Origin of the sequence: Rhodopseudomonas sp. BR0C11, assembly GCF_010820945.1 — a bacterium.
GTDB lineage: Bacteria > Pseudomonadota > Alphaproteobacteria > Rhizobiales > Xanthobacteraceae > Rhodopseudomonas > Rhodopseudomonas palustris_H.
The window spans coordinates 1-4898 of the sequence record NZ_QTKI01000370.1 but is presented as its reverse complement, the minus strand read 5'-3'; the positions used below and the strand labels follow the sequence as shown (position 1 = coordinate 4898).

At 65.6% G+C, this 4898-nt stretch carries 2 protein-coding genes; both read left to right on the top strand.

What is annotated here, in order from left to right; all coding sequences use genetic code 11:
- A partial coding sequence (locus DYI24_RS21285) for an efflux RND transporter permease subunit (protein WP_164573744.1) occupies window positions 1-2101 on the top strand: 2101 nt, incomplete at its 5' end.
- Window positions 2101-4898: efflux RND transporter permease subunit (locus DYI24_RS21280; RefSeq protein WP_164573743.1), on the top strand; the 2798-nt coding region annotated here is incomplete at its 3' end. The genes DYI24_RS21285 and DYI24_RS21280, both read left to right, overlap by 1 nt.

Here is a 4898-nt window from a genome sequence, read left to right as displayed (position 1 = left end):
GGTGACGGTGGTGGGGCTGCTGTTCCTGCGCTCGATGCGCGCTACCATCATTGCCGGTGTGGCGCTGCCGCTGTCGCTGATCACCAGCTTCGGCGTGATGTATTTCATGGGCTTCAGCCTCGACAATCTGTCGCTGATGGCGCTGACGATCGGCACTGGTTTCGTTGTCGACGACGCCATCGTGATGATCGAGAACATCGTCCGTCACATGGAGGACGGCGAGAGCCCGATGCAGGCGGCCCTGAAGGGCGCCAGCGAGATCGGCTTCACCGTGATCTCGCTGACGATGTCGCTGATTGCGGTGTTCATCCCGCTGCTGTTCATGTCCGGTCTGGTCGGCCGGATGTTCCGCGAATTCGCGCTGACGCTGACGATCGCGGTCGTCACCTCGGCGATCGTGTCGCTGACGTTGACGCCGATGATGTGTTCGCGGCTGCTCAAGCATGCCCGCGACGAGCGCCAGGTGCCCGGGCTCGCCACCATCACCGCCTGGATCGATCGCGGTGCGGAGGCCTACCACCGCAGCCTGCTGTGGGTGTTGAAGCATCAGCGCGCCACGCTGGTGGTGACGTTCCTGACCATCGCGGCGACGCTGGTGCTGTATGCGATCGCCCCGAAGGGCTTCCTGCCGCTGCAGGACACCGCCTCGATCACCGCGGTGACGGAAGCGGGACCTGCAGTGTCGTTTGCCGAGATGAAGGCGCGGCAGACCGAGACCGCCCAGGCGATCGAAGCCGATCCGGACGTCGTCGGCGTGGTGTCGGTGATTGGTGCCGGCTCGGTCAATCCGACGCCGAATGTCGGGCGGCTGGTGCTGACGCTGAAGCCGCGCGGCGACCGCAAGTCCGACGTCGGCGAGGTGATCGAACGGCTGAAGCAGCGAGTCGCCGGCATTCCCGGCATGACCGTGTACTTCCAGGCCGTGCAGGACGTGCAGATTTCGACCCAGGCCAGCCGCTCGCAGTATCAATACACGCTGACCGCGACCGATGCGGCGCTGCTGTCGCAATGGGCCAATCGGCTGCTCGGTGAACTGCGCCGCGATCCGCTGTTCCGCGACGTCTCGACCGAAGGGCAGGAGGGCGGCCTGCGGGCTGCGCTCGACGTCAACCGCGAACGCGCCGGCCAGCTCGGCGTCAGCGTTCAGGCGATCAACGACACGCTGAACGACGCTTTCGCGCAGCGGCAGATTTCGACGATCTACGGCCAGGCCAACCAGTACCGAGTCGTGCTGGAAGCGATGCCGGTCTATCAGCAGGACCCGTCGATCCTGTCCAAGCTGTATGTACCGGGCAATGCCGGCGCCCAGGTGCCGATCTCGGCGGTCGCCGATTTGAAGCGCACCATCGCGCCACTGGCGATCTCGCACCAGGCGCAGTTCCCATCGGTCGCGATGAGCTTCAATCTCGCGCCCGACGCGTCACTCGGCGAGGCGTTGAAGCGGATCGAAACCATCGAGAAACAGATCGGGATGCCCGGCAGCATCGTCGGCGTGTTCTATGGCGACGCCGCCGAATTCTCCAAGGCGCTCGCCGGCCAGCCGTGGCTGATCTTGGCCGCGATCGTGGCGATCTACATCGTGCTCGGCGTGCTGTACGAGAGCTACATTCACCCGATCACCATTCTGTCTACGCTGCCGTCGGCCGGCGTCGGTGCGATCCTGGCGTTGATGCTGTTCGGCCAGGATCTGTCGGTGATCGGCCTGATCGGCATCATCCTGCTGATGGGCATCGTCAAGAAGAACGCCATCATGATGATCGACTTCGCGCTCGAAGCCGAGCGCGGACAGGGGATGTCGTCCTACGAGGCAATCGTGCAGGCGTGCCGGCTGCGTTTCCGGCCGATCATGATGACGACGCTGGCGGCCTTGTTCGGCGCGCTGCCGCTGGCGGTCGAAAGCGGTACCGGGTCTGAGCTGCGGTTTCCGCTCGGCATCTCGATCATCGGCGGTTTGCTGCTCAGCCAGTTGCTGACGCTGTACACCACGCCGGTGATCTATCTGGCGCTCGACCGCATCAACCGGAAGCTGGAGCGGGCATTGCCGCCGGTCCCGCCGGCGACGCCATCGCCGCCGCTGGCCGGCGCCGGGGAGGGGCTGTAATGGCCTCGATGTCCGACCCGTTCATCCGAAGGCCGGTCGGCACGACGCTGCTGGCGATCGGGTTGTTTCTGGTCGGCATGGTGGCCTATGCGGTGCTGCCGGTGGCGGCGCTGCCGAACGTCGATTTTCCGATGATCATGGTTCAGGCGTCGCGGCCGGGCGCGGCGCCGTCGGTGATGGCCTCGACCGTCGCGGCACCGCTAGAGCGGCGGCTCGGCGAGATTGCCGGGCTCGATCAGATCACCTCGACCAGCTCGCTCGGCAATACCCGCATTCAGTTGCAGTTCTCGATCGGCCGCAACGTCGACAGCGCCGCGCGCGACGTGCAGGCGGCGATCAACGCTGCGGTCAGCGACCTGCCGACCGACCTGCCGACGTTGCCCAAGTTCCGCAAGTTCAACTCCGCGGCGGCGCCGGTCTATATCCTGGCGCTGACCTCCAAGACGATGCCGGCGAGCGCAATCTACGACGTCGCCGACACTGTGTTGGCGCAGCGCATCTCGCAGGTGCCGGGCGTCGGCGACGTCACGGTCTCCGGTGCCGACCAACCGGCGGTGCGGATCGCGCTCAACCCGGTCGCGCTCTCCAACGCCGGCATCTCGACCGACGACGTCCGCACCGCGATCATCAACGCCAATCCGGTCGGCCCGGTCGGCTCGTTCGACGGACCGCGGCTGACCGAAACGCTGTCGACCAATCCGCAGATGCGCACCGCGGAGGAGTTCCGCAGCATCGTCATCAAGAGCGATGCGAACGGCACGGTGCGGCTGTCAGATGTCGCCACCGTCAGCGACGCCACCCGCAACGCCCGCACCATCGCCTGGTACAACAAGCAGCCGGCGGTGATCATCCAGATCACCAAGCAGGGCGACGCCAACGTCATCGAGACCGTCGACCGGGTCAAAGCCCTGCTGCCCGAGCTGAAGCAATGGATTCCAGCGGGTGTCGATATCTCGGTGCTGGCGGACCGCACCGGCACGATCCGCGCCAGCGTCGACGACATGCAGTGGACGCTGCTGGCGACCGCGGTGCTGGTGATGGCGGTGGTGCTGCTGTTCCTGCGCCGGCTGACGCCGACGATCGCCGCCGGCGTGTCGGTGCCGCTGGCGCTGGCCGGGACCTGCGCTGGAATGTGGATCAGCGGGTTTTCGATCAACAATCTGTCGCTGATGGCGCTGGCGATCGCGGTCGGCTTCGTGGTCGACGATGCGATCGTGATGATCGAGAACATGTACCGCAACCTCGAGCGCGGCATGGCGCCGCTGCCGGCGGCGATGGAGGGCGCCCGGCAGATCGGCTTTACGGTGCTGTCGATCAGCCTGTCGCTGGTTGCCGCGTTCGCGCCGCTGATCTTCATGGATGGCCTGATCGGCCGGCTGCTGCGCGAGTTCTCGCTGACGCTGACGTTTGCGATCGTGGTCTCGACCGTGGTGTCGCTCACGGTGACGCCGATGATCTGCGCCCATTACATCCGCGCCGAAGCGTCGCCGAAGCAGACCTGGTTCGATCGCGCGGTCGAAGGCACGCTGAACCGCATTGTGGGCTTCTATGCCTGGACGCTGCGCGGCGTGCTGTCGGTGCCGTGGCTGACCGTTGTGGTGTTCGTTGCCACCATCGCGCTCACGGTGACGCTGTATATCAAGGTGCCCAAGGGCTATTTCCCGATCGACGATTCCGGCTTCATCATCGGTTCGACCCGCGCTTCGGCCGACATCTCGTTCCAGTCGATGCGGACGCTGCAGGAGGAGCTCGCCGACATCGTGATGGCCGATCCGGCGGTGAACGGTGTCGGCTCGGTGCTGGGTGGCGGTGGACCGGGCGCCGGCGGCGCCAATCGCGGCACGATGTTCATCAATCTGAAGCCGACCGCCGAGCGCGAAGGTGTCACCACCCAGATGGTGATTGATCGCCTGCGCCGGCAGCTCAGCCGCGTCGCCGGCATCCGGCTGTTCATGTTCGCCGCGCAGGATCTACGCGGCGGCGGCCGCTCCAGCGAATCCAATTATCAGTACACGCTGAGCAGTCCCGATCTCGACCTGTTGCAGAAATGGGCGCCGATCGTCGCCAAGCGGATGCAGACGGTCGACGGCATCACCGACGTCACCAGCGATCGCGACGACGGCGGCCTGCAGCTCACGCTGTCGATCGACCGCACCATGGCGTCGCGGCTCGGCGTGCGGATTCAGGACATCGACAACGCGCTCAACAACGCGTTTTCACAGCGCCAGATCGCGACGATCTACACCCAGCGCAACCAATATCAGGTGGTGTTGGAGATCGATCCGAACTTCCAGACCGACCCGACCGACCTGAAACGGATCTACGTCGACAGCACCAGCGGCGATCAGGTGCCGCTATCGGCGGTGGTGCACGCCGAGCGGGGGCTGGCGGCGCTGGCGGTCGCCCATACCCAGGGCGTGCCGTCGACCACGGTGTCGTTCAACACGCTGCCCGACGTGCCGCTGCAGGAGGCGACCGCCAACATTCAGCGCGCGGTCGACGAACTGCACATGCCGGAGGGGATTCGCGGCTCGTTCGACGGCAATGCCGGCGATTTCCGCGCCACCTCCAACAAGCAGCCGCTGCTGATCCTGGCGGCGTTCATCGCGATGTACATCGTGCTCGGGGTGCTCTACGAGAGCCTGGCGCATCCGCTGACGATCATCTCGACGCTGCCGTCGGCGGGGTTGGGTGCGCTGCTGGCGCTGCTGGTCACCGGCCCCGAGTTGTCGGTGATCGCTTTCGTCGGCATCATCATGTTTAACGGTATCGTCAAGAAGAACGGGGTCATTATGGT